Annotated in this window: 17 protein-coding genes; 12 read left to right on the top strand and 5 right to left on the bottom strand. The window is 64.8% G+C overall.

Going from position 1 to position 22,980, the window contains the following annotated elements:
- The first annotated feature begins 100 nt into the window (after window positions 1-100).
- The 6 genes from Q6A47_RS08635 to aauR all read left to right on the top strand — a co-directional run bounded on the left by Q6A47_RS08635 (window position 101) and on the right by aauR (window position 6,618).
- Window positions 101-1,018 carry a glutamate/aspartate ABC transporter substrate-binding protein gene (locus Q6A47_RS08635; RefSeq protein ID WP_029614092.1) on the top strand — a complete coding sequence of 306 codons (918 nt, stop codon included), beginning with the start codon at window positions 101-103 and terminating at the stop codon, window positions 1,016-1,018.
- A gap of 147 nt (window positions 1,019-1,165) precedes the next feature.
- On the top strand, window positions 1,166-1,912 hold the full coding sequence (locus Q6A47_RS08630) for an amino acid ABC transporter permease (protein WP_039575926.1): 747 nt from the start codon (window positions 1,166-1,168) through the stop codon (window positions 1,910-1,912).
- Window positions 1,912-2,583, top strand: coding sequence for an amino acid ABC transporter permease (locus Q6A47_RS08625; RefSeq protein WP_029614093.1), 672 nt, complete (start codon window positions 1,912-1,914; stop codon window positions 2,581-2,583). The genes Q6A47_RS08630 and Q6A47_RS08625 overlap by 1 nt, the downstream gene beginning before the upstream one ends.
- Window positions 2,580-3,314 carry an amino acid ABC transporter ATP-binding protein gene (locus tag Q6A47_RS08620; RefSeq protein ID WP_039575924.1) on the top strand — a complete coding sequence of 245 codons (735 nt, stop codon included), beginning with the start codon at window positions 2,580-2,582 and terminating at the stop codon, window positions 3,312-3,314. Before Q6A47_RS08625 ends, Q6A47_RS08620 begins: the two co-directional genes overlap by 4 nt.
- A 60-nt stretch (window positions 3,315-3,374) precedes the next feature.
- Entirely contained in the window at window positions 3,375-5,279 is a 1,905-nt protein-coding gene (gene aauS / locus Q6A47_RS08615) for a two-component sensor histidine kinase AauS (RefSeq protein WP_039575921.1), read from the top strand.
- 13 nt (window positions 5,280-5,292) lie between these two features.
- The gene (gene aauR, locus Q6A47_RS08610) at window positions 5,293-6,618 is read left to right on the top strand and encodes a two-component response regulator AauR (RefSeq protein ID WP_039575920.1); all 1,326 of its coding nucleotides are present in this window, start codon (window positions 5,293-5,295) and stop codon (window positions 6,616-6,618) included.
- A 46-nt stretch (window positions 6,619-6,664) separates the two neighbouring features.
- Here aauR and Q6A47_RS08605 read toward each other — a convergent pair whose 3' ends face one another.
- On the bottom strand, window positions 6,665-7,660 hold the full coding sequence (locus Q6A47_RS08605; RefSeq protein WP_304483981.1) for an alpha/beta fold hydrolase: 996 nt from the start codon (window positions 7,658-7,660) through the stop codon (window positions 6,665-6,667).
- A gap of 195 nt (window positions 7,661-7,855) precedes the next feature.
- Here Q6A47_RS08605 and metR point away from each other — a divergent pair, with 195 nt between their 5' ends.
- A complete protein-coding gene (gene metR, locus Q6A47_RS08600) occupies window positions 7,856-8,773 on the top strand; it encodes a transcriptional regulator MetR (RefSeq protein WP_039575916.1) in 918 nt (305 codons plus the stop codon).
- Here the strand turns inward: metR and Q6A47_RS08595 are convergent.
- Complete coding sequence (locus tag Q6A47_RS08595; protein WP_039575915.1) at window positions 8,757-9,170, bottom strand: NUDIX hydrolase; 414 nt, start codon at window positions 9,168-9,170, stop codon at window positions 8,757-8,759. The genes metR and Q6A47_RS08595 overlap by 17 nt on opposite strands.
- A gap of 113 nt (window positions 9,171-9,283) precedes the next feature.
- On the opposite strand from Q6A47_RS08595, the gene Q6A47_RS08590 reads away from it, so the two are divergent.
- Window positions 9,284-13,582 carry a DEAD/DEAH box helicase gene (locus tag Q6A47_RS08590; protein WP_304483979.1) on the top strand — a complete coding sequence of 1,433 codons (4,299 nt, stop codon included), beginning with the start codon at window positions 9,284-9,286 and terminating at the stop codon, window positions 13,580-13,582.
- A gap of 28 nt (window positions 13,583-13,610) precedes the next feature.
- Here the strand turns inward: Q6A47_RS08590 and Q6A47_RS08585 are convergent, their stop codons facing one another.
- Window positions 13,611-13,871 (bottom strand): type B 50S ribosomal protein L31, encoded by a 261-nt coding sequence (locus tag Q6A47_RS08585; protein WP_039575910.1) that lies wholly within the window; start codon window positions 13,869-13,871, stop codon window positions 13,611-13,613.
- Window positions 13,872-14,033: 162 nt separating this feature from the next.
- On the opposite strand from Q6A47_RS08585, the gene Q6A47_RS08580 reads away from it, so the two are divergent.
- The 3 genes from Q6A47_RS08580 (at window position 14,034) to Q6A47_RS08570 (ending at window position 19,823) form a co-directional block, all read left to right on the top strand.
- Window positions 14,034-15,653 (top strand): FMN-binding glutamate synthase family protein, encoded by a 1,620-nt coding sequence (locus Q6A47_RS08580; RefSeq protein ID WP_039575906.1) that lies wholly within the window; start codon window positions 14,034-14,036, stop codon window positions 15,651-15,653.
- Window positions 15,654-15,755: 102 nt separating this feature from the next.
- Window positions 15,756-18,872, top strand: a complete 3,117-nt coding sequence (locus Q6A47_RS08575; protein WP_304483978.1) for a transglycosylase domain-containing protein — start codon at window positions 15,756-15,758, stop codon at window positions 18,870-18,872.
- 189 nt (window positions 18,873-19,061) lie between these two features.
- Complete coding sequence (locus Q6A47_RS08570) at window positions 19,062-19,823, top strand: siderophore-interacting protein (RefSeq protein WP_304483976.1); 762 nt, start codon at window positions 19,062-19,064, stop codon at window positions 19,821-19,823.
- Window positions 19,824-19,832: 9 nt separating this feature from the next.
- On the opposite strand, the gene Q6A47_RS08565 is transcribed toward Q6A47_RS08570, so the two are convergent.
- Both Q6A47_RS08565 and Q6A47_RS08560 read right to left on the bottom strand, forming a co-directional pair.
- Window positions 19,833-20,468 carry a Pr6Pr family membrane protein gene (locus tag Q6A47_RS08565; RefSeq protein WP_295481316.1) on the bottom strand — a complete coding sequence of 212 codons (636 nt, stop codon included), beginning with the start codon at window positions 20,466-20,468 and terminating at the stop codon, window positions 19,833-19,835.
- Window positions 20,465-20,686: a VF530 family protein gene (locus Q6A47_RS08560; RefSeq protein ID WP_116887687.1), complete on the bottom strand. Its 222-nt coding sequence runs from the start codon at window positions 20,684-20,686 to the stop codon at window positions 20,465-20,467. The genes Q6A47_RS08565 and Q6A47_RS08560 overlap by 4 nt, the downstream gene beginning before the upstream one ends.
- Before the next feature lie 210 nt (window positions 20,687-20,896).
- On the opposite strand from Q6A47_RS08560, the gene Q6A47_RS08555 reads away from it, so the two are divergent.
- Window positions 20,897-22,903, top strand: coding sequence for a TonB-dependent receptor (locus Q6A47_RS08555; RefSeq protein ID WP_304483974.1), 2,007 nt, complete (start codon window positions 20,897-20,899; stop codon window positions 22,901-22,903).
- Window positions 22,904-22,980 lie beyond the last annotated feature (77 nt).

The raw sequence follows: 22,980 nt of genomic DNA, 5'->3' as shown, positions 1-22,980 counted from the left end.
CTCTACACTTAAAAGCCGAACACCCTCCCCCACGGTGTGTTCGTTGAACGAAGAGTCCGCCAACGGCTCCATAAGAAAAACAAACGTCGAGGAAAATTTGATGCGTATCGTTCGTCAATTGCTGGGCGCTGCAATCGCCGCCGCCGTCATCGCTTCGCCGGTCATGGCTGAAGAGCTGACCGGCACGCTCAAGAAGATCAAGGATTCCGGCACCATCAGCCTGGGTCATCGCGACTCTTCCATTCCCTTCTCGTACCTGACGGGCGGCACCGTTCCTCAGGGTTACTCCCATGATGTCCAACTGGCCGTGGTCGAGGCGCTGAAAAAGCAGCTGGGCACCGATATCAAGGTCGATTACAAGCTCGTCACTTCCCAGAACCGCATCCCGCTGGTGCAGAACGGCACCGTTGACCTGGAGTGCGGCTCCACCACCAACAACGTCGAACGCCAGCAACAAGTTGGCTTTACCGTGGGCATCTTCGAAGTCGGCACTCGCTTGCTGACCAAGGTCAAGGACGGTCAGCCGGCGTACAAAGACTTCCCGGACCTGGCGGGCAAGAACGTCGTCACCACTGCGGGCACCACCTCTGAGCGTCTGCTCAAAGCGATGAACGCCGAGAAAAACATGAAGATGAACGTGATCTCCGCCAAGGACCACGGTGAAGCCTTCAACATGCTCGAAAGCGGTCGTGCAGTCGCCTTCATGATGGACGACGCCCTGCTGGCCGGCGAGATGGCAAAGGCCAAGAAACCGACCGACTGGGTCATTACTGGCACCCCGCAATCCTACGAAATCTATGGTTGCATGGTGCGTAAGGACGATCCCCAGTTCAAAAAAGCAGTCGACGACGCCATCATTGCCTACTACAAGTCGGGCGCTGTCGAGAAGAGCTACAACAAATGGTTCGAGCAGCCGATTCCGCCGAAGGGTCTGAACCTGCAATTCCCAATGAGCGACGAACTGAAAAAGCTGATTGCCGAGCCTACCGACAAGGCTGCGGACGAAAAGAAGTCCTGACCTCCAGTAGCTAGTGGCCTGGTGCTCCAACGCACCGCAATCGATCCGACAGGCCACTCATTAGTGTCTAACCTTTACTTCCAAGGGCGCCTGCGCCCTTGGAAGTTCAAAGGTGCCCGTGAAACAACCGTCTGAGGGGAAATCCCGATGAATTACAACTGGGACTGGGGCGTTTTCTTCAAGTCCACCGGCGTGGGCGACGAAATCTACCTGGACTGGTACATCACCGGTCTGGGCTGGACCATTGCCATCGCCGTTTCAGCCTGGATCATCGCCTTGCTGCTGGGATCGCTGCTGGGCGTGATGCGTACCGTGCCGAATCGCCTCGTATCGGGCATCGCCACCGCTTATGTGGAACTGTTCCGCAACGTACCGCTGCTGGTGCAGTTGTTCATCTGGTACTTCCTGGTACCGGACCTGCTGCCCGAAGGCCTGCAGGAATGGTTCAAGCAGGATCTCAACCCGACCACCTCGGCACTGATCAGCGTAGTCATCTGCCTGGGCCTGTTCACCGCCGCGCGCGTGTGCGAGCAGGTACGCACCGGCATCCAGGCCCTGCCCCGCGGACAGGAATCGGCCGGGCGGGCGATGGGCTTCAGCCTGACGCAGATCTACATGAACGTACTGCTGCCGCAAGCCTATCGGATCATCATCCCGCCGCTCACTTCCGAATTCCTCAACGTGTTCAAGAATTCGTCGGTAGCGTCGCTGATCGGCCTGATGGAGTTGCTGGCACAGACCAAGCAAACCGCCGAGTTCTCCGCCAACCTGTTCGAGGCCTTTACCCTGGCCACGCTGATCTACTTCACCTTGAACATGAGCTTGATGCTGCTCATGCGCTTGATCGAGAGGAAAGTCGCCGTGCCGGGCCTGATTTCCGTGGGAGGTAAATGATGGACCTGGATTTCAGTGAAATCATCCCCGCACTGCCAGCCCTGTGGGATGGCATGCTGATCACCCTGCAACTGATGGTCATGGGCGTGGTCGGCGGTATCGTGCTGGGCACCTTGCTGGCGCTGATGCGCCTGTCCTCGAGCAAGCTGATGGCCAACCTGGCAGGGGCCTATGTCAACTACTTCCGCTCGATCCCACTGCTGCTGGTAATCACCTGGTTCTACCTGGCCGTGCCCTTCGTGTTGCGCTGGATCACCGGTGAAGACACCCCGATCGGCGCCTTCACCTCCTGCGTCGTGGCCTTCATGATGTTCGAGGCTGCCTACTTCTGCGAAATCGTGCGCGCCGGTGTGCAGTCGATCTCCAAAGGCCAGATGGGCGCCGCCCAAGCCCTGGGGATGTCCTACGGACAGTGCATGCGCCTGATCATCCTGCCCCAGGCATTTCGCAAGATGACTCCGTTGCTGCTGCAGCAGAGCATCATCCTGTTCCAGGACACCTCACTGGTATACACCGTGGGTCTGATCGACTTCCTCAACTCGGCACGCGCCAACGGCGACATCATCGGGCGCTCCCACGAGTTCCTGATCTTTGCCGGTGTCGTGTACTTCATCATCAGTTTCTCCGCCTCCTGGTTGGTCAAGCGCCTGCAAAAAAGGATCACCGTATGATTTCCATCAAAAACGTCAACAAGTGGTACGGGGACTTCCAGGTACTGACCGACTGCACCACCGAAGTCAAGAAAGGCGAAGTGGTGGTGGTCTGCGGCCCGTCCGGCTCGGGCAAGTCCACCCTGATCAAGTGCGTCAACGCGCTGGAGCCCTTCCAGAAGGGCGACATCGTGGTCGACGGCACCTCGATCGCCGACCCGAAGACCAACCTGCCGAAGCTGCGCTCGCGGGTCGGCATGGTGTTCCAGCACTTCGAGCTGTTCCCGCACCTGTCGATCACCGAGAACCTGACCATCGCTCAGCGCAAAGTGCTTGGGCGCAGCGAAGCCGAAGCCACCAAGAAAGGCTTGGCCCTGCTCGACCGCGTGGGCCTGGGCGCCCACGCCAAGAAGCACCCCGGTCAGCTTTCCGGCGGTCAGCAACAGCGCGTGGCGATTGCCCGGGCGCTGTCGATGGACCCGATCGTCATGCTGTTCGACGAACCGACCTCGGCGCTGGACCCGGAAATGGTCAACGAGGTGCTGGACGTGATGGTCGAGTTGGCCCATGAGGGCATGACCATGATGTGCGTCACCCATGAAATGGGCTTCGCACGCAAGGTCGCCAACCGGGTCATTTTCATGGACAAGGGCCACATCATCGAGGACTGCCAGAAGGAAGACTTCTTCGGTAAACCCGAAGCGCGTCATGAACGCACCCAGCACTTCCTCAGCAAGATCCTGCAGCACTGATGCGCCAGGCGTGCGCCGTCCGCCAAGGCGGCGCACGCTGGTGGTGACAAGGCCACTGTGATGAAATGCGATCCCTCGCTTCTTCGCCCTGCACAGCCTGCCGTGAAATCCCGCCTGATCCGCCAACTGTTTCTACCGCCTCTGATCATCCTGCTGATGGTCGGCCTGGGGTCGGTCGGCTACATGATCAGCGAGAGCAACGGCATCCGCACCCTCAGCGAGAACGGCGAACGCCAGCTCGAGCTGCATGCGCGCACGGTCGAGAGCGAAATCAGTAAGTACACCTACCTGCCCAGCCTGCTGGAACTCGAAGACAGCGTTTCGCAATTGCTCGCCGATCCCGACGGCGGCCCACGCCAGGCGGTCAACGAATACCTCGAAGGCCTGAACCGGCGCAGCCGCAGCCGGGCCATCTATGTGCTGGACACCAACGGCCGGGTCCAGGCCACCAGCAACTGGCGAGACCCCGACTCCTTCCTGGGTGAGGACCTGGCCTTCCGCGCCTATTTCCAGGATGCCGTGCGCGGCCAACCGGGGCGCTTCTACGGCATCGGCAGCACCACTGGCGAGGCCGGCTATTACCTGGCCCATGGCCTGGAAGAGCACGGTCGGATCATCGGCGTGGCGGTGATCAAGGTGCGCCTGGACACGCTGGAGGAGCGCTGGCAGCGCGCGCGCCTGGAAGCCTTCGTCAGCGACGAGAACGGCATCATCATTCTTTCCAGCGATCCGGCGCGCCGGCTCAAATCGGTCCGCCCGCTGACCCCTCAGGTCAAGGAGGACCTGGCGCGCAGCCTGCAGTACTACTGGTGGCCGCTCAACGAGCTGCACCCTCTGGCGCGCGAAGCCCTGGGCGATGGCGTGGAGAAGCTCACCTTCCCGGCCAGCCGCGACAGCGGCCAGGACGCCAGCCACGAAGTCACCTACCTGGCACAGACCCGACGTCTGGCCGATACACCCTGGCACTTCACCCTGCTCACCCCGTTGCAGGACTTGCACCGCGAGTCGATGATCCAAGGCATCCTGGTAGGCGTCGCCTTCGCCCTGCTGGCGATCCTCGGCATCGCCTGGAACGAGCGGCGCAAGGTGATCGCTACCCGCCTGGCGGCCCGCGAAGCGCTGGAAGAAGCCAACAGCCAGTTGGAACGGCGGATCGCCGAGCGTACCGCCGATCTGCGCGCCAGCAACGAGCGGCTCAAAGGTCAGATCCGCGAACGCCGTCATGCCGAACAAACCTTGCGTCACGCCCAGGACGAGCTGGTCCAGGCCGGCAAGCTGGCCGCCATTGGACAGATGTCCACCAGCATCGCCCACGAGCTCAACCAGCCACTGGCGGCGCTGCGCACGCTCTCGGGTAATACCGTGCGCTTCCTCGAACGCGGCGCCCTGGACACCGCCAGCACCAATCTGCGCACCATGAACGACCTGATAGACCGCATGGGCCGGATCACCGCGAGTCTGCGTTCCTTCGCCCGTCGCGGCGAAGACAGCGGCCTGGCGTCGCTCGATAGCGCGGTGGAGGCCACCTTGCAGGTGCTGGCCAACCGTATTGGTGCCTGCGGCCTGCAATTGCACCGCGATTTCGACGATCAGGCACTGGCCATCGACCAGACCCGGCTGGAACAGATCCTGGTCAACCTGATCGGCAACGCGCTGGACGCCATGACTGCCCAAGCCCACCCGCAACTGTGGCTGGAGGGCGAACTGGCCGGCGACCGGTACCGCCTGCGGGTACGCGACAATGGCCACGGCATCGACCATGAAGCGCGCAAACACCTGTTCGAACCCTTCTTCACCACCAAACCGGGCGAGCACGGCCTGGGCCTGGGCCTGACGCTGTCGGCCAGCCTGGCCGCTGCGGCCAAAGGCGCCCTGAGCGTCGAACACCCTGCCGGCGGCGGCACCGCGTTCGTCCTCAGCCTGCCGCTGGCAACGCCCGCCACCGACTCGGCCGATACACCATGAACGAAGAGTCCCCATGACCCCAGCTCCCCTGACCGTCCTGATCGTCGAAGACGACCCCCACGTGCTGCTCGGCTGCCAGCAAGCGCTGGCGCTGGAGGACATCGCCTGCGAAGGCGTGGGCAGCGCCGAACAGGCGCTGGAACGTATCGGCGACGACTTCGCCGGTATCGTCGTCAGCGACATTCGTCTACCCGGCATCGATGGCCTGGAGCTGCTCAACCGCCTCAAGGCCCGCGACCGCAGCCTGCCGGTGGTGCTGATCACCGGCCACGGCGATATCGACATGGCGGTCGGTGCGATGCGCAACGGTGCCTACGACTTCATGGAAAAGCCGTTCTCGCCGGAGCGGCTGGTGGACGTGGTGCGCCGCGCGCTGGAGCAGCGCGGGCTGTCACGCGAAGTGGTGGCCTTGCGTAAGCAGTTGGCTGGCCAGGGCTCGCTGGAAGCGCGCATCATCGGCCGCTCGCCGGCCATGCAGGCGCTGCGCGAGCTGATCGCCAACGTCGCCGATACCTCGGCCAACGTACTAATCGAGGGCGAGACCGGCACCGGCAAGGAATTGGTCGCGCGTTGCCTGCACGATTTCAGCCGCCGTCAGGGCGCGCCGTTCGTGGCCCTGAACTGCGGCGGTCTGCCGGAGAACCTGTTCGAGAGCGAAATTTTTGGCCACGAAGCCAACGCCTTCACCGGCGCCGGCAAGCGGCGCATCGGCAAGATCGAGCACGCCAATGGCGGCACGCTGTTTCTCGACGAGGTCGAGAGCATGCCCGTCAACCTGCAGATCAAGCTACTGCGCGTACTACAGGAGCGCACGCTCGAACGGCTGGGCTCGAACCAGAGCATCCCGGTGGACTGCCGGATAATTGCCGCCACCAAGTCTGACCTCGACGCGCTGGGCTCCACGGGGCAGTTCCGCAGCGACCTGTACTACCGCCTCAACGTGGTTACGCTCGAGCTGCCGCCACTGCGCGAACGCCGCGAAGACGTCCTCCAGTTGTTCGAACATTTCCTCCAGCAGTCAGCGCTGCGCTTCGATCGTGAAGCGCCGCAATTGGACAGCCAGACCCTGTCGCGGCTAATGGCCCACGACTGGCCAGGCAACGTACGCGAGCTGCGCAACGTCGCCGAGCGTTACGCGCTGGGACTGCCAGCGTTCAAGAAACCCGGCGTCGGCGGCAGCCAGGGCCTGGGCTTTGCCGAGGCAGTCGAAGCCTTCGAGCGCAATTTGCTCAGCGATGCCTTGCAGCGCACCGGGGGTAACCTCAGCCAGGCCAGCCAGGAGCTGGGCATGGCCAAGACCACGTTGTTCGACAAGGTGAAGAAATACGGCCTGGGCTGAGCGCGTCTCACCGACGGCGCGGTTCCAGGCCTGGACGCCAGCCTGCTCAAAGCCCGGCGATGTGCGCCGTTTCCTGGCGATGCGACTTCAGATACGGCAGTACCGCCGCCAGCAGCGGCGCTTTGAACGGCTCCTGGAAACGGTGCGCCAAGCCCGGAATCAAGCGCAGTTGACTGCCCTGGATGTGCGCGGCCAGGTGCACACCGTGCATCACCGGCAGCAACGGATCGGCCGTGCCATGCACCACCAGTGTCGGCACCCGCAGGCGGTTGAGCAGTTGTACCCGGCTCGGCTCGGCCAGAATCGCCATGATCTGGCGCTTGACCCCCTCCGGATTGAACGCCCGGTCGTAAGCCTGCGCGGCCTGCTGCAACAACACCGCGCGGTCATCGTGCACCGCTGGGCTGCCCAGTGCCGCCAACAAGTCGGCCTGCTGCTCCAGCGCGACCTCGCGGCTCGGCGCGCTGCGCCGGGCGAGCAATTGCACCAACGCCGCGCTCGGCGCCGGTAGGCCCTGGGCGCCGGAGCTGGACATGATCAAGGTCAGGCTACGCACCCGTTGCGGCGCCATGGCCGCCAGATGCTGGGCGATCATGCCGCCCATGCTCACGCCCAGCACATGGAACTGCTCGATGCCCAGCGCATCCATCAGCCCGAGGCCGTCACCGGCCATGTCAGTCAGGCTATAAGGGGCAGCTACTGGCAGCCCCAGCTTGTAGCGCAGCAGTTCGACGGTGAGGTTGGCCGAGGCCGGCGGCTGGTTCCAGCGCGACAGACCGACATCGCGGTTGTCGTAGCGAATCACCCGAAAGCCCTGGCGGCACAACGCCTCGACCACGTCGTCCGGCCAGTGGATCAGTTGCCCGCCCAGACCCATCACCAGCAGCAGTGCCGGATCGCCCGGCGTACCGACGCTCTGGTAGACCAGGCTCAATGCCCCCAGCTCGGCGCGCTGCACCGGCACCTGGGCATCGCAACGCCCTGCAGCGAAACCGGCCGGCCCCCCGCACAGCAGCAGAACAATAATCAGAAAGTACCGCATGGACAGAAACACCAGAATGCAAATCCCCAGTAGAGCGCGAGTCTGATGAAATCCGTTAAAGCGCGCTGCCACAGTTGCGTGACAGTTTGATTAAGGTCGCTGAACGGTCATGAATCTTGCAGTCGACACACCGCGCAACATGAGGGAAACTCAACCTCATCTGACTTTCCTCAAAATTTGCTCACGGAGCTGCACGTGCTGGAAATCCGTCACCTGAAAACTCTTCACGCCTTGCGCGAGGCCGACAGCCTTGTGGAGGCTGCCGAGCGCCTGCACCTGACCCAGTCGGCGCTGTCGCATCAGTTCAAAGAACTGGAAGAACGCCTTGGCATGCAACTGTTCGTGCGCAAGACCAAACCGATCCGCTTCACCAGCGCCGGCCTGCGCCTGCTGCAACTGGCCGACGCCACGCTGCCGCTGCTGCGCGGTGCCGAACGCGACATCGCGCGCCTGGCTGGCGGCACCGCCGGTCGCCTGCACATGGCCATCGAGTGCCACAGTTGCTTCCAGTGGCTGATGCCGACCATCGATCAATTCCGCGACGCCTGGCCGGAGGTGGAGCTGGACCTGGCTTCGGGTTTCGCTTTCGCTCCGCTGCCGGCGCTGGCCCGTGGCGACCTCGACCTGGTGGTGACTTCCGACCCGCTGGACCTGGCCGGCATCACCTACGTGCCGCTGTTCACCTACGAGGCCATGCTCGCGGTGGCCAATCAGCACGCGCTGGCGACCAAGCCCTACATCGTGCCGGAGGACTTGGTCGACCAGACGCTCATCACCTACCCGGTGGAACGCGATCGGCTGGACATCTTCACTCGCTTCCTGGAGCCGGCGGACATCGAACCGGCCGCCGTGCGCACTTCGGAACTGACCGTGATGATGATGCAACTGGTGGCCAGCGGCCGTGGCGTGTGCGGCATGCCCCACTGGGCCTTGCACGAGTACAGCTCGCGCGGCTACGTGAAGGGCAAGCGCCTGGGCGACAAGGGCCTGTTCGCCACGCTCTATGCTGCCGTGCGCACCGACATGCTCGATGCGCCGTACATGCGCGACTTTCTGCTGACGGCCAAGGACACCTCGTTCGCCACCCTCGATGGGGTCAGCGCGGTGCGTTGAGGGCATCGCGCCACAGCGGCAGAATCAGGTCGCGGGTCAAGGGCGCAAGGGTCAGGGCGCTGGCCTGGTCGGCGGCCAGCCACTGCACTTCCTCGATTTCCGCCGCAGGCGTCACCGCCTCGGCGCAGTGAACGCGAAACAGCTCGGCCTGGACCTCGAAGCCCGGCTCATTGGCCGCTGGCGCGCTGAAACGGCCCAGGTGCACCGCCTGCTCGGGATCGATGTGCAGGCCCAGTTCTTCGTGCAGTTCGCGCGCCAAGGCCTGCACCGCCGTTTCGCCCGCGTCGATCTTGCCACCGGGTTGCATGAAGGCCTGGGTGCCGCGTTTGCGCACCAGCAAGGTCCGGCCGGCCGGATCGATGAGCAGGGCAGCGGCGATATGGATGATCTGGGACATGGGCAGGGCTTCCTCGACGACGGGGCGGGGAGGATACCCGAAAAGGCCCCGTGCGCTTCAAGCCAGACGAATGGCCCCTTGCCAAGCGGGCATTCAGTCGCCATAAACGGGGCATGAACCTGCCCGCCTTGCACCACCCGGCGCTCGACCTGTTCCACCCTGCGGTGGCCCAATGGTTCGGGCAACGCTTCGCCACGGTCACCGCTGCCCAGGCCCGCGCCTGGCCGTTGATCCACGCCGGGCAGTCGATGCTGCTGGCCGCCCCCACCGGCTCGGGCAAGACCCTCAGCGCCTTTCTCGCCGTGCTCGACGAACTGTTCCGCCAAGGCCTGGCGCTCGGCGGCGAGTTGCCCGCGCACACCCAAGTCGTCTACCTCTCACCGCTCAAGGCGCTGTCCAACGATATCCGCCTGAATCTGCAGGCGCCGCTAGAAGGCATTGCCCAGACGCTCGCCGACCTGGGGTTGCACGCGCCGCAGATCACCACCGCCGTGCGCACCGGCGACACCCCTCAGAAAGACCGCGCCGCCATGCGCCGACGCGCGCCGCACATCCTGGTGACCACGCCCGAGTCGCTCTACGTACTGCTTGGCTCGGCGTCCGGGCGCGCCGGGCTGACCCAGGTGCACACGGTGATCGTCGACGAGATCCATGCCCTGGCCGGCAACAAGCGCGGCTGCCACCTGGCGCTGAGCCTGGAGCGTCTGCAAGCCCTGAGCGGACGGGCGCTGCGGCGAATAGGATTGTCGGCCACGCAACGTCCCATCGAGCGGGTAGCGCAGTTCCTGGTCGGGCACGAACGACCCTGCGCCATCGTCGACGTCGGCCATGCCCGCGCGCGCGACCTGGCCATCGAGGTGCCGCCGGTGCCGCTGGGTGCGGTAATGGCCAACGATGTCTGGGACCTGGTCTACGACCGCCTCGCCACCTTGGCCCGCGAGCACCGCACCACGCTGGTGTTCGTCAACACCCGACGGCTGGCCGAGCGCCTGACCCGCCACCTGAGCGAGCGCCTCGGCCAGGACCAGGTGGCCGCCCACCACGGCAGCCTGGCCAAGGAGCACCGGCTGGCGGCAGAACAGCGATTGAAAGCCGGCGAGTTGCGGCTGTTGGTGGCCACCGCCTCGCTGGAGCTGGGTATCGATATCGGCGAGGTCGACCTGGTGTGTCAAATCGCCTCGCCCGGCGCCATCGCTGCTTTCCTGCAACGCGTGGGCCGCTCGGGGCATCAGGTCGATGGCATTCCCAAAGGCCGATTGTTCGCGACCTCCCGCGACGACCTGATCGAATGTGCGGCCCTGCTCGACTGCGTACAGCGTGGCGAGCTCGATGCTTTGCACCTGCCAGAAGCCCCGCTGGATGTCCTGGCCCAGCAGATCGTCGCCGAAGTCAGCAACCAGCCGTGGCCCGAGCAGGCGCTGCTGGACTGCCTGCGCGCCGCCACGCCGTACGCCGCGCTCAGCGATGAACGCTACCAGGCGGTGCTGCGCATGCTTGCCGAGGGCTACAACGGCCGCCAGGGTGTGCGCAGCGCGTACCTGCACCGCGACGCCGTCAGCGGCACCTTGCGCGGTCGGCGTGGCAGCCAACTGGTCGCCTTGACCAGCGGCGGCACCATTGCGGAGACCGCCGACTACGCCGTGCTGCTCGAGCCCCAGGCGCTGAACATTGGCAGCGTCAACGAGGATTTCGCGGTGGAGAGCCTCGCCGGCGACATCTTCCAGTTGGGCAACGCCTCCTACCGCATTCTGCGGATCGAGCCAGGCCGCGTGCGGGTCGAAGACGCCCAGGGGCTGGCGCCGAACATCCCGTTCTGGATGGGCGAAGCGCCGGGACGCAGCGACGAGCTGTCGGCGGCGGTGGCGCGCCTGCAACAGGGCCTGGATGCGCAGTTGCAACGCCAGGCCGACGACCCCGACGCCGCCCTGAACTGGCTCATGACGCACTACGCATTGGGCGAGGACAGCGCCCGTCAGTTGCTCGACTACCTGGGGCGGACCTGGCACGTGCTCGGCGCCCTGCCCTCGCAGCAGACGCTGGTGATGGAGCGCTTCTTCGACGAATCCGGCGGCACCCAACTGATCATTCACGCCCCCTTCGGCAGCCGCATCAATCGCGCCTGGGGCCTGGCCCTGCGCAAGCGCTTCTGCCGCACCTTCAACTTCGAGCTGCAAGCGGCGGCCAGCGAAGATGCCATCGTGCTGTCGTTGTCCACCAGCCATAGCTTCGAACTGGACGAGGTGTGGCGCTACCTCTCCAGCCGCAGCGCCGAGTCGATCCTGATCCAGGCGCTGCTCGACGCGCCGCTGTTCGGTGTGCGCTGGCGCTGGAACGCCGCCACGGCGATGGCGCTGCCGCGCTACGTCGGCGGGCGCAAAGTGGCCCCGCAGATCCAGCGGATGAAGAGTGAAGACCTGGTGGCGTCGGTCTTTCCCGACCAGATCGCCTGCCTGGAAAACCTGGTCGGCGAACGCCAGGTGCCGGACCATCCTCTGGTGCAGCAGACGCTGGACGACTGCCTGCACGACGCCATGGACAGCGAGGGCTGGCTGGCCTTACTGCGGCGCATGGAGCGCGGCGAAGTGCGCTTGCTCGCCCGTGATCTGCCAGCCCCGTCACCCCTGGCCTCGGCCATCCTCAACGCGCGGCCCTATGCCTTTCTCGACGACGCGCCGCTGGAAGAACGGCGCACCCAGGCGGTGCTCAATCGACGCTGGAGCGACGTGCACAGCGCCGATGACTTGGGCGCCCTGGATGCCGAGGCGATTCACGCCGTCGCAATCGAGGCCTGGCCGCAGCCGCGTGACGCCGATGAACTGCACGAAGCGCTGATGAGCCTGGGCGTGGTCACCGCCGACGAGGTGCAGGCCAACCCAGGCTGGGACGCCCTGCTCGCGGACTTGACCCACGGGGGGCGTGCCTGTCGCCTGGAGACGGCCGACCTAGGCCTGTGGCTGCCCCGTGAGCGTCTCAAGGCGCTGACGACCCTTTACCCCAGCGCCGTCCTGACACCTGCGGTGCAGGCGCTGCCGGGCTTCGACCAGCCTGTCGCTGCCGACGACGCCCTGTGCGAGTTGCTGCGCGCCCGCCTCAGTGGCTTCGGCCCACAGACGCTGGCGCAGATCGCCGAGCCCTTGGGTCTGCGCGAAACCCAAGTGGAACAGGGCCTGGCACGACTGGAAGGCGAAGGCTATCTGTTGCGCGGACACTTCAGCCCTGCGCAGCCGGCCTTGCAGTGGTGCGAACGGCATCTGCTGGCGCGGATTCATCGTTATACGGTCAAGCGTCTGCGTCGGGAGATCGAGCCGGTCAGCCTGCAGGACTTCATGCGTTTTCTGTTCGACTGGCAGCACCTGAGCGTCGACGAACGCTTGCGCGGTCCCCAGGCCGTGACCGTGGTACTGGCGCAACTCGAAGGCTTCCCTTGCGCGGCCGGGGCCTGGGAAGCGGACGTGCTGCCCACCCGTATCGGCGACTACAGCCCACATTGGCTGGATGACGCCTGCCGCAGCGGTCAGTGGGCCTGGACCCGGCTCACCGGTAGCGTGTCGAGCAGCACGCTGTCGAGCACGCCGCTGGTGTTGCTGCCACGCGAACGCCTGGGCCTGTGGCGCAGCCTGACCTGCGGTGCCGATCCCGACACGCTGGGGCCACGGGCGCAGCGCGTGCACCAGGCCTTAAAGGCGCACGGCGCCTTGTTCTTCGACGAACTCGTCGATGAGGCGCGCCTGTTGCCCAGCGAATTGGAGACGGCGCTGCAGGAACTGGTCGGCTCAGGACTGGCCGCAGCCGACGGCTTCAGCGGCTTGCGCAGCCTGATCACGCCCGTGGGCAGGCGCACCGCGCGGCATGGCCGGCGCAGTCCTATGGCCTTTGCCAGCCCCATGCTCCAGGCCGGGCGCTGGTCATTGCTGCGCCGTGGCAGCCTCGAACAGGACAACGACGAGCGCCTTGAGTACATCGCCCGCGTGTTGCTACGCCGCTATGGCGTGATCTGCTGGCGCCTGCTGGAGCGTGAAAGCGAACTGCTGCCGCCCTGGCGCGATCTGCTGCGCTGCTATCACCGACTGGAAGCGCGCGGGGAAATCCGTGGCGGTCGCTTCATCGCCGGGCTCGCTGGCGAACAATTCGCCCTGCCCGAAGCCGTGGCCTCGTTGCGCCAGGTACGCCGGCGCGAGGCGAAGGGTGAAGGGGTGATGGTCAGCGGCAGCGACCCGTTGAATCTGCTCGGCACGTTACTGCCGGGCACCAAGCTGCCAGCGCTGAGCACCAATCGCCTGCTCTACCGCGACGGCGTACCGGTGGCCGTACGGGCAGGCGGTACGTTCCGCTGTCTGGTCGAGGCCACCGGCGAGGAGCAAAACGCATGGCGCCAGCACTTGCTGCGCGGCGCCCCGATACGCAATCCCTGACCGGCTCGACGCGACGGCGGGTGCGCGCTTATTTCGCCTGCCCGGCAAACCCGGCAAAGCGCTTGTTGAACCCGGCCACACGCCCCTCCACCGTGGTCTTGCGCTGCTGGCCGGTGTACACCGGGTGCGATGCGCTGGACACATCCAGCGCCACGTAGGGGTAGGTCTGGCCATCGGTGTGCCGATGCGTGCGGTCGGTCTCGACCGTCGAGCCAATCAGGAAGAATGCGTCCGCTGCCGTGTCGTGGAACAGCACGGGGCGGTAATCGGGATGGATGCCTGCTTTCATGAAAGTACCCTCGGATCAAAAGAGATACTTTATAACATAATATTTTGAGAATGATTTTTGATACCGAAGATTTCATTTGCTCGCGCTATCCCAGACTGGCCAATGCTTGCCGCGGCGGGCTAAGGTCGAGGTTCGACCGAAGCATTCGCAAGGGAATTTCGCATGAGTCTGTCACTTCTGAGCCGTTACGCTGTGTTCGCCGGGTGCGTGCTGTTCACCCTGGCCAGCCTGCCCTTCCTGCACCACGAATGGTTGTGGCCCTTCACCCTGACCACCGCCGTGCTCAGCCTGCTTGGCCTGTTCGACCTGCTGCAGACGCGCCACGCGGTGCGCCGCAATTACCCGATCCTTGGCAACATCCGTTACCTGGTCGAGGGCATCCGCCCCGAGATCCGCCAGTACCTGCTGGAATCGGACAGCGACGCGCTGCCCTTCTCCCGCGCCCAGCGTTCGCTGGTCTACGCCCGGGCCAAGAACGAGGCCTCGGACAAACCCTTCGGCACGCTCATCGATGTCTACGAGTCCGGCTTCGAGTTCATCGGCCACTCGATGCGTCCGGCACCGTTGGCCGATCCGGCGAGCTTTCGCATCGACATCGGCGGGCCGCAGTGCAGCCAGCCCTACTCGGCGTCGATCTTCAACATCTCGGCGATGAGCTTCGGCTCACTGAGCGCCAACGCGATCCGCGCCCTCAACCAAGGCGCGCACCTGGGCAACTTCGCCCATGACACCGGCGAGGGCAGCATCAGCCCTTACCACCGCGAACACGGCGGCGACCTGGTCTGGGAACTGGGTAGCGGCTACTTCGGCTGCCGCAGCGCCGACGGTCAGTTCGATCCGGCGCGCTTCGCCGAACAGGCGGCCAACCCACAGGTGCGCATGATCGAAATCAAGATGAGCCAGGGCGCCAAGCCCGGTCACGGCGGCATCCTGCCCAAGCACAAGGTCACCCAGGAAATTGCCGACACGCGCGGCATCGCCATGGGCGAGGACTGCATCTCGCCCTCGCGCCACAGCGCCTTTTCCACGCCCATCGAGATGATGCAGTTCATCGCCACGCTGCGCGAGCTGTCGGGCGGCAAGCCGGTCGGGTTCAAGTTCTGCCTGGGCCATCCGTGGGAATTCATGGGCATCGCCAAGGCCATGCTGGAGACCGGCATCCTGCCCGACTTCATCGTCGTCGACGGCAAGGAAGGTGGCACCGGTGCAGCGCCGGTGGAATTCACCGATCACATCGGCGTGCCCTTGCGCGAGGGGCTGCTGTTCGTGCACAACACCCTGGTGGGCCTGAACCTGCGCGACAAGATCAAGCTCGGTGCCAGCGGCAAGATCGTCAGCGCCTTCGATATCGCCAGCGTGCTGGCCATTGGCGCCGACTGGGCCAACTCGGCACGCGGCTTCATGTTCGCCATCGGCTGCATCCAGTCGCAGAGCTGCCACACCAACAAATGCCCCACCGGCGTCGCCACCCAGGACACCCTGCGCCAACGCGCGCTAGTGGTGCCGGACAAAGCCCAGCGTGTGCTCAATTTCCACCACAACACCCTGCGCGCGCTGGCCGAAATGCTGGCCGCCGCCGGCCTCGAGCATCCGGCGCAACTGGAGGCCAAGCATTTGGTACGGCGCATCAGCGCAACCGAGATCAAACTGTTCTCGCAGATGCACGTGTTCCTCAAGCCCGGCGAGTTGCTGACCGGCGAAGTGGACGGCCAGTTCTACTCGCGGATGTGGCAGCTCGCCCGTGCCGACAGCTTCGAGCCGCACAGCGAAATCGCCGCCTGAGGCATACCCGTCCCACACCCCATGACAAATTTTTCACCAAACCCGGTCAGCGTCTAAGCTTCAGACAAGCAAGACGAAACTACCTGGCCGGACTGGAACACTATGGGCGTACTGTGGCACTCGGAACAGAGCAGCACCCAAGCGACCGAACCACCTCTGGCCGATGCCCCACAGCCGAAGACGCCTCGTCAACGCCGCCTGTGGTGGCGCCTGATCGTTCTGATCGTGCTGGTGGCCTTGGTGGCAGCGGGCTTGGCCGTGCGTGAAGAGGTGCAGACTTCGCAACTGCAATCGCGCGAGTTCAGCGCGCTGGCCAGTACCCTCACCTATTCGCTCGAGCGCGGCCCGAGCGACGCCATCGTCTATCCAGGCGACGGCCCGTTCGACAAGCGCCTGGGCTACAGTGCCCTGGGCCAGTTCCTGCCAAGGTTGCTCAAGCGCGACTACCTGATCAGCGAACAGGTGCGCTTCTCCCCGGCACTGATGCGCTATGTCGATCACGGCCTGTTCGTCCCCTACGTGGAAAAGGACCAGGCCGGATTGTCGATCACCGACTGCCGTGGCGATGCCCTCTACCAGTACCGTTATCCCCAGTACCTGTACGATCGCTTCGCGGACATACCGCCGGTGATCGTCAACAGCCTGCTGTTCATCGAGAACCGTGACCTGCTCGACCCAAGCAACCCGCGCAGCAACCCGGCGGTGGACTGGCCGCGTTTCGCCAAGGCCGCCTACAGCCAAGTGGCCAAGCACCTGGCCCTGCCGGGGCAGTCGGCCGGTGGCAGCACCTTGGCCACGCAGTTGGAAAAGTACCGCCACTCGCCGGACGGTCTGACGGTCAGCGGGGCGGAAAAAATTCGCCAGATGATTTCCGCCAGCGTGCGCGCCTATCAGGGCGGTACGGACACCACCGTGGCGCGCCAGCGCATCGTGCGCGACTACCTCAACAGCGTGCCGCTGTCGGCAGTGCCTGGGCACGGCGAGGTGCATGGTCTGGCCGAAGGACTGCGGGTCTGGTACGGCGCCGATTTCGCCGAGGTGAACCAGGCGCTGGCCGCCAGCGCCACGGACGCGCAGAGCCTGGCTGCACGCGGCCTGGCCTTGCGCGAGGTGCTGTCGCTGATGATCGCCCAGCGCCGGCCCTCCCATTACCTGTCCAAGGGTCGAGAAGAGTTGGCCGAGCTGACCGATGCACACATCCGTGTGCTCGCCGCCAACGCCATCGTCGACCGCCCACTGGCCGAGGCCGCGCTGGCGAGCAAGGCGGTCTACCGCGACTGGGTGGCGCAGCCGACCATCGTGCCGATCGTCACCAACAAGGGCATCAGTCTGGCCCGTAACCGCCTGGCAGCCATGCTCGATCGGCCGCTGTACGACCTCGACCGCCTCGACCTGTCGGCCACCAGCACCCTGCAGGCCGAGTTGCAGACCCAGGTCAGCCAGTACCTGAAGAACCTCGCCGATCCCGCGTTCGCGGCGCAGATGGGCCTGATCGGCGAGCGCCTGCTGACCAGTCGCACCACCGACCAGGTCAGCTACAGCTTCACCCTGTTCGAGCGCACCGCCGATGGCTCGCGGGTCAGGGTGCAGACCGACAGCACCAACCAGCCGTTCGACATCAACGAGGGCAGCAAGCTGGAACTGGGTTCAACCGCCAAGTTGCGGGTACTGACCACCTATCTGGAAATCATCGCTGAGCTGCACGACCAGTACGCCGGCAAGTCAGTGGCCGATCTGCGCAAAGTGCCGGTGGCCGATCTGGACCGCATCAGCCAGTGGTCGCTGCAGTGGTTGATGCAGAACAGCAAGGATCAGAACCTCGACGCCATGCTCGATGCGGCGCTGGAGCGCACCTATTCGGCCAATACCGGCGAGGCCTTCTTCACCGGCGGCGGTCTTCACCGCTTCAACAACTTTCGCCGCGAGGACAACGGTCGCAACCCCAGCCTCAAGGACGCCTTGCGCGAGTCGATCAACCTGCCCTTCATCCGCCTGATGCGCGACCTGGTGCGTTACGTCACCTACCAGCAGCCCTACAACCGCGAGCCGCTGCTCAAGGATGATGCCGACCCACGTCGCCAGGAATACCTGGCACGTTTCGCCGACCGGGAAGGCACCAACTACCTGATGCGTTTCTGGCGCAAGTACCAGCGCAAGACCTCCCAGCAGCGCCTGGACACCTTCCTCGATGGCATGCGCGTGACCCCGCAGCGCCTGGCCGCGGTGCATCGCTACCTGTTCCCCGACGCCAGCCAGGACACCTTCAACGCCTTCGTGCGCGCCCATGCCACCAAGGACAAGGCCGCCATGGCCAGGCTCAACGACGGACGCCTCGCCGAGATGTACGCGGCCTACGGTCCCGGCAAGTTCGACCTGCCCGACCAGGGTTTCATCGCCAAGGTGCACCCGCTGGACCTGTGGTTGCTGGGCTATCTGCTTCGCAACCCAGGTGCGAGCACCGCCGACATGGTCAAGGCCAGCCGCTTCGAGCGCCAGGAGGTTTACAGCTGGCTGTTCAAGAGTCGCCATCAGGGCGCACGCGACAGCCGCATCCGCACCATGGTCGAGATCGAGGCATTCCTCGACATCCATCAACGCTGGAAACGCGTCGGCTACCCGTTCGATCACTTGGTGCCGTCGCTGGCCACGGCCATCGGCAGCTCGGGCGACCGGCCTGCCGCGCTCTCGGAGTTGGTGGGGATCATCCAGAACGATGGCGTGCGCCTGCCGACCCTGCGTATCGACACCCTGCATTTCGCCGCCGACACCCCCTACGAAACGCAGCTCGTCAGCGATCCGGACAGGGGCCGGCGCATTCTCAAGGTGGAGGTGGCGCGCGCCCTCAAAGGCGCCATGTCGCAAGTGGTCGATGCCGGTACCGCGCGGCGCATCTCCGGCAGCTTCAAGCTGCAAGACGGCACCTCGCTGGTGATGGGCGGCAAGACCGGCACCGGTGACAACCGTCTGCAAAGCTACGGCGCGGGCGGGCGACTGATCGCCTCGCGCTCGCTCAACCGCACCGCCACGTTCGTGTTCTTCCTCGGCGATAACCACTTCGGTACGCTCACGGCCTTCGTTCCCGGCCCCAGCGCCGAAGCCTTCACGTTCACCTCGGCCCTGCCGGTACAGGTGCTCAAGGGCATGGCACCGATCCTCATGCCTTATCTGGAGCCGGGAAACCCCAATGAATGCAAGGCGCCTCGGTTGGCTCTGCGCTGAACGGCGTTACGCATCGAAAAAACAGATGATAATCATCCGCATTTAAGACTTGAGCCTGGATATCGGTGGCGTAAGCTGTCGCGACGTCTCTCTACCCAGGGTCGTTCTCAACGGGCGTGAACCCCACGATCCTTTTCAGCCCCACTGAGCTGGGGGCGCGCCGAGAGCGACCGGAACGCCGAGGTCCCCATGAGCGATACCATCCACCGCGTCAACCACGAAATCCGCCAACGCCACCTGCACGTGCTGCGGGTCACCGACCTGACCCCACGCATGCGCCGCATCACCCTCGGTGGTCCGGAACTGACCGGTTTCACCAGCCTGGGCAGTGACGACCACGTCAAGGTGCTGTTCGGCTGTACCCCCGAGCAACAGCAGGCGATCGACACCCGCAGCCTGGGCCGCGACGGCAGCGTGCGGCCGACCATGCGCGAGTACACCCCGCGGCGCATCGACCTCCAGGCCCTGGAGCTGGACATCGATTTCGTCCTGCACGGCGACGGCCCCGCCTCCACCTGGGCCGCCCAAGCTGCACCCGGCCAGACCCTCGACATCGCCGGGCCGCGCGCGTCGATGGTGGTGCCGGACATCTTCGACAGCTACCTGCTGATCGGCGACGAGACCGCGATTCCCGCCATCGCCAGGCGCCTGGAAACCCTGCCGGCCGGGCGTCGGGTGCTGGCGGTGATAGAAATCGAGAATGAACAGGAGCGCCAGGCGCTGCCGAGCCAGGCCCAGGTGGAGGTGATTTGGCTGCGGCGCCAGGCAGAAAACGTGGCTGATTTCGTCGAGCATCTGGCACTGCCGCAAGGCCGGCTGTATGCCTGGGTGGCACTGGAGAAAACGCTGACCCGTCAGGTCAAGGCGCTGCTGCTGAACAAAGGGGTTGCAGAAGACGCGTTGAAAGCGGCTGCCTACTGGCGAGCGGATGGAGCCGCGGATGATGAATGAGGCGGCTGATCAGGCGTGTCGCCGTGACCACAGGCGGTCCACACCCAGTACCGCCAGCCCGATCGCCCAGAACCCTGCCAGCACGCCCGACGCGTTGAGCATCACCTGGGCGTAACCGAGGCTGGCGACGTCGACGAAGGGATAGGGATAGACCCCGATCTCATGCCCGCGCCACAGGATGAACAGGAAATACAGCAGCGGGTAAAGCGTCCACGCGCCCAAGTGCCAGAGCCGCAAGTGCCCCTTGGGCACCGCCAGGCACCAGTACAGCGCGAACACCATTGGCATCACATCGTGCAGCAACTCGTCGGCCAGGCGCTGCCAGCCTTGCGGGTGCCAGAGGTTACGCAATAGCAGGCTGTAGGCCAACGCCACCAGCACGATACTCACCAGCACACCGGCACTGACGGCCGGGCGCAGGAACCAACGCCGCGCCGCCGACTCGCGGCCAAAGGCGGCATAGCTCAACACCGTCGCCACCAAGGTGTTGCTCAGCACGGTAAAGAAACCGAACAGGTTGATCAGGCCGCCGATCAAGCTGGCCTGCTCCTGCCAGCGCGACCACAGCACCAGATACAACTGCACCGCCAACCCTGTCCAACCCAGCCAGGCCGCCACGCTCAGCCAAGGATGCGGCCACCTCAACTGCGGCGCTGCAGCGTGACGTACAACTGCTCGACCTTTTCCCGCGCCCACGGCGTCTTGCGCAGAAACGTCAGGCTCGACTTGATGCTCGGATCGCTCTTGAAGCAGCGGATATCCACACGCTCGGCCAGGCCCTGCCATTGGTAATGGGCCACCAGTTCGGTGAGGATCTGCTCCAGTGTCTTGCCGTGCAACGCAGTGTGTTGGGCCGTGCTCATGCAGCGCTCCTGTCCAAAGATGCGCACCTTACACCACTGTAGGCGGCCGGTGGCGGTCGATTCGGCACCCAACGCCCGCGCGCCGGCACTTTCATACACGCCTTGACGAAGGCGTGCACAAATTCCTGGCCAGAGACAATACGGTCATGCTGAAATGGCAATGTTATATTGTATCAATTCATATCCTCTGCCAAGGAACGTCACTTCACCATGCTGTCCAAACCTCTGCACCTTTCCCCTCTCGCCATCGCCCTGTGGCTGGCTTCATCGCCTGGCCAGGCGGTGGAACTCGCCCCCCAGGTGATCACCGCCAACCCGCTGGGCAACAGCCAGCTCGCCGCCCCCAGCACCGTGCTCGAAGGCGACGCCTTGCTGCAGCAACAGCAAGGCAGCCTGGGCGAAACCCTGAACAAGCAGCCTGGCGTCGCCTCCACCTGGTTCGGTCCGGGCGCCAGCCGTCCGGTGATCCGCGGTCTTGACGGCGACCGCATTCGCATCCTGCGCAATGGCGTCGGCGCGCTGGACGCTTCGTCGCTGTCCTACGACCATGCCGTGCCGCTGGACCCGGTGAACGTCGAGCGCATCGAGATCGTCCGCGGCCCCGCGGCGCTGCTGTATGGCGGCAACGCCATCGGCGGGGTAATCAATACATTCGACAACCGTATCCCCGACTCGCCCATCGACGGCATCCACGGCGCAGGCGAACTGCGCTATGGCGGCGCCGACACCACACGCAGCAGCGCCGGCAAACTGGAAGCGGGCGATGGCACCTTCGCCTTGCACCTGGATGCCAACAGCCGCCAGTTCAACGACCTGCGCATTCCCGGCTACGCGCGCAGCAGCAAGGTGCGCGATGCCGACGACCCCGGTTCGAAACACCGTCTGGAGAACAGTGACGGTCGTCAGGACGGCGGCGCCATCGGCGGTTCCTACCAGTGGGATCACGGCTATGCCGGCCTGTCCTACAGCCGCTATGACGGCAATTACGGCTCGGTGGCCGAGCCCGGCGTGCGTCTGGACATGGAGCAGGACCACTATGCCTTCGCCTCCGAACTGCGCGACCTGCAAGGGCCGTTCAGCTCGATCAAGGTCGACGCGGGATACACCGAGTACCAGCACCGCGAGATCGAGGACGGCGAAGTCGGCACCACCTTCAAGAACAAAGGCTACGAGGCCCGCATCGAAGCGCGTCATCAGCCGCTGGGGCCGGTCGAAGGCGTGATCGGTGCCCAAGTCAGCCGTAACGAATTCTCGGCCCTGGGTGAAGAGGCGTTCGTACCGCAGACCGATACCGACAGTTTGGCCGTGTTCATGCTCGAACAGTGGCAGGCCACCGAACGCCTGAACCTGAGCCTGGGCGCACGCCTGGAACACACCCGCGTGGATCCGGACGGCAAGGGCAACGAGCGTTTCGTCGATGCCGACAGCAGCAACAGTTTCAATGCGGCGAGCTTGTCCTCCGGCGCGGTCTACCAGCTCGATCCGGTCTGGGCGCTGGCCGCCAGCCTGGGCTACACCGAACGCGCCCCGACTTTCTACGAGCTGTACGCCAACGGTGCCCATGTGGCGACCGGCACCTATGAAGTCGGCGACCCCAACCTGAACAAGGAAAAAGCCATTTCCGGCGATCTGGCCCTGCGCTTCGACAATGGCACCCATAAAGGCAGCGTCGGAGTGTTCTACAGTCACTTCCGCAACTACATCGGCCTGATCGGCAGCGGTATCCAGCGCGAAGGCGAGGACGACGAGACCATTCCCGAATACCTCTATTCGGGCGTGCGCGCACGCTTCTACGGCGTCGAAGCCCAGGACCACTGGAAGCTGCTGGAGAACCGCTACGGCAGCTTCGCCCTGGAACTGTCCGGCGACTATACCCGCGCCAAGAACCTCGACACCGGCGAGCCGCTGCCACGCATCGCGCCGCTGCGGGTCAACAGCGGGCTGCTGTGGGCGTTGGACCGCTGGCAAGCGCGCGTGGATGTGCAGCATGCCGCCGCGCAGCACCGTAAACCGGCCAATGAAACCAGCACCGATGGCTACACCACCCTCGGCGCCAGCGTGGGTTACCACTTCGATATCGGCCAGAGCCAATGGCTGGCCTTCGTGCGCGGTGAAAACCTGACCAACCAGACCGTGCGCTACGCCAGCTCGATCCTGCGTGACATCGCCCCAGCACCTGGGCGCAGCGTCGAAGTGGGCCTGACCACACGTTTCTGAGACCCGGGCACTCGGCACGCCAATCCCTGTTCCTGCCCCGTGGCGGGAACAGGTCCCCTTTCAGTCGACTGTTACCC

Origin of the sequence: Pseudomonas boreofloridensis (assembly GCF_030580795.1) — a bacterium.
GTDB classification, from domain to species: domain Bacteria; phylum Pseudomonadota; class Gammaproteobacteria; order Pseudomonadales; family Pseudomonadaceae; genus Aquipseudomonas; species Aquipseudomonas boreofloridensis.
This window is presented reverse-complemented; position numbering and strand designations above follow the sequence as displayed.